The organism is Streptomyces sp. T39, from assembly GCF_008042045.1.
Taxonomy (GTDB): Bacteria; Actinomycetota; Actinomycetes; order Streptomycetales; family Streptomycetaceae; genus Streptomyces.
Map to the genome: position 1 here is coordinate 981396 of NZ_RDBP01000037.1, position 1753 is coordinate 983148.

At 58.9% G+C, this 1753-nt stretch carries 2 rRNA genes (both only partly in view); both read left to right on the forward strand.

The annotated features are described in order from the left end of the window. Positions 1–226 (forward strand): 16S ribosomal RNA (locus tag EAO77_RS26980) (it extends 1440 nt beyond the left edge of the window). A 581-nt stretch (positions 227–807) separates the two neighbouring features. Then, positions 808–1753: ribosomal RNA gene (locus EAO77_RS26985) — 23S ribosomal RNA — on the forward strand; it runs 2570 nt beyond the window's last position. The 16S and 23S rRNA genes sit together here, the layout of an rRNA operon.

Below are 1753 nucleotides of genomic sequence, written 5' to 3' on the forward strand. Positions count from 1 at the left end.
TCGACCCCATGAAGTCGGAGTTGCTAGTAATCGCAGATCAGCATTGCTGCGGTGAATACGTTCCCGGGCCTTGTACACACCGCCCGTCACGTCACGAAAGTCGGTAACACCCGAAGCCGGTGGCCCAACCCCTTGTGGGAGGGAGCTGTCGAAGGTGGGACTGGCGATTGGGACGAAGTCGTAACAAGGTAGCCGTACCGGAAGGTGCGGCTGGATCACCTCCTTTCTAAGGAGCACATAGCCGACTGCGAGCGAATGACTCGCACGGTTGCTCATGGGTGGAACGTTGATTATTTGGCATGACCGGTCGCACCGGCTTCTGTGAGTACTGCTTCGGCGTGGAAAACAGGGTTGGTGAACGGGTCGTGCCTGGCGCGCTGTTGGGTGTCTGAGGGTACGAGCGTTGCTCGTCCTTCGGGATGCCGGCCCCGGTGCACTCACCCGTTGCGGGTGGGGTGATGGGTGGCTGGTCGTTGTTTGAGAACTACACAGTGGACGCGAGCATCTGTGGCCAAGTTTTTAAGGGCGCACGGTGGATGCCTTGGCACCAGGAACCGATGAAGGACGTGGGAGGCCACGATAGTCCCCGGGGAGCCGTCAACCAGGCTTTGATCCGGGGGTTTCCGAATGGGGAAACCCGGCAGTCGTCATGGGCTGTCACCCGTGCCTGGCGCGCTGTTGGGTGTCTGAGGGTACGAGCGTTGCTCGTCCTTCGGGATGCCGGCCCCGGTGCACTCACCCGTTGCGGGTGGGGTGATGGGTGGCTGGTCGTTGTTTGAGAACTACACAGTGGACGCGAGCATCTGTGGCCAAGTTTTTAAGGGCGCACGGTGGATGCCTTGGCACCAGGAACCGATGAAGGACGTGGGAGGCCACGATAGTCCCCGGGGAGCCGTCAACCAGGCTTTGATCCGGGGGTTTCCGAATGGGGAAACCCGGCAGTCGTCATGGGCTGTCACCCRCTGCTGAACACATAGGCAGTGTGGAGGGAACGAGGGGAAGTGAAACATCTCAGTACCCTCAGGAAGAGAAAACAACCGTGATTCCGGGAGTAGTGGCGAGCGAAACCGGATGAGGCCAAACCTACGACGTGTGATACCCGGCAGGGGTTGCGTCGTGGGGGTTGTGGGATCTCTTTTCTACGGTCTGCCGGCCGTGGGACGAGTCAGAAACCGTTGATGTAGGCGAAGGACATGCGAAAGGTCCGGCGTAGAGGGTAAGACCCCCGTAGCTGAAATGTCAACGGCTCGTTTAAGAGACACCCAAGTAGCACGGGGCCCGAGAAATCCCGTGTGAATCTGGCGGGACCACCCGCTAAGCCTAAATATTCCCTGGTGACCGATAGCGGATAGTACCGTGAGGGAATGGTGAAAAGTACCGCGGGAGCGGAGTGAAATAGTACCTGAAACCGTGTGCCTACAAGCCGTGGGAGCGTCGGACACTTTTCGGAGTGTCTCGTGACTGCGTGCCTTTTGAAGAATGAGCCTGCGAGTTTGCGGTGTGTTGCGAGGTTAACCCGTGTGGGGAAGCCGTAGCGAAAGCGAGTCCGAACAGGGCGATTCAGTAGCGCGCTCAAGACCCGAAGCGGAGTGATCTAGCCATGGGCAGGTTGAAGCGGAGGTAAGACTTCGTGGAGGACCGAACCCACCAGGGTTGAAAACCTGGGGGATGACCTGTGGTTAGGGGTGAAAGGCCAATCAAACTCCGTGATAGCTGGTTCTCCCCGAAATGCATTTAGGTGCAGCGTCGTGTG